Source organism: Streptomyces sp. NPDC005070, from assembly GCF_053600395.1.
In genome coordinates this window covers 1-1,016 of sequence record NZ_JBSFZS010000600.1, presented here as the reverse complement: position 1 = coordinate 1,016, position 1,016 = coordinate 1, and the positions used below count along the sequence as shown (strand labels likewise).

The window sequence follows — 1,016 nt, the reverse complement described above, 5'->3', positions numbered from 1 at the left end:
ATCACGAGCCCCCTGGCGGCGAAGCGACGTTCCTCTGCTACCGGCCTACTGCAGCTATGACCCGCCGTCAACAAACCACCGCTAGTGTCCCGCGCCAGAGATTCGTAGGCAGAAGCGGGCGAGGGGGACGAGTGTCGCTTCCCGCGAGCGGTACCCACACCTGCGCGGCCGCCCCGTGCAGGCCATGCCGAATCCTGTAGCAACGCCCACATTCAGTGAGCATTTTCAGCGGTAGCTCTCCAGGGTCAGGACGGCTCGTGCTGCGGTGGTGAGCCAGGTGGGGCTGCAGCGTGCTTTGCGGAAGATCCGCCAGGTTTTCAAGCGGGCCATGCCGCGTTCGACGGGGTAGCGCAGGCGGGCATGGGCCTTGTTCAACGACTGCTGGCGAGGGCTGAGTTCTTTGCCGGGCCGGCGTCGGATGGGGGGGTCGCGATGGTGCCGCCGGCGCCGAGGTAGCCCAGGTCGGCCAGGACCGGGATGCCGAGCCGCCTGCAGGTGGTGATGATGCGGTGTCTGCGGGCGGCGGTGAGGTCGTGGGTGCGGCCGGGCAGCACCCTGGAGATCCACACGATGGTGCCACCGGGGTCGGTGATGACCTGCAGGTTCACCCCGTGCCGACGGTGCTTTCCGGAGTAGTTGCCGTGGCCGTCACCGACCCGGTCGCACTCCGCGAGAGTGCCGTCGACCAGCACGTATTGCACTCGCGCTTTTGCCTCTCGTAGCGCCCGGGTCAGCCCCGGAGCCCGGCGTGCCAGCAGGCCCACGACGGAACGGACATAGGCATGCGCAGTGCCGACACTGATGCGGAAACCGGCCGCGATCTGGGCGAGCGTCGCATGCTGGCGCAAGTACGGAGCTTGCACCGGCGGTCACCCTCACGAAGGACGATCAGCATCGTGACCGTCTCCACCAGGGCATGCGGCAGGTCGAGTGCGGCAGGATACGTAATCAACGGGGCTCCCCGGCAACCGAGATGAGATGTCAGATACCTCCCTCAACTGCCCGGGAGCCTCGTC

Annotated in this window: 1 pseudogene; it reads right to left on the bottom strand. The window is 67.2% G+C overall.

The window, feature by feature from the left end:
* Nucleotides 1-225 precede the first annotated feature (225 nt).
* Nucleotides 226-952 (bottom strand): annotated as a pseudogene (locus ACWEBX_RS41465) (transposase).
* Nucleotides 953-1,016 lie beyond the last annotated feature (64 nt).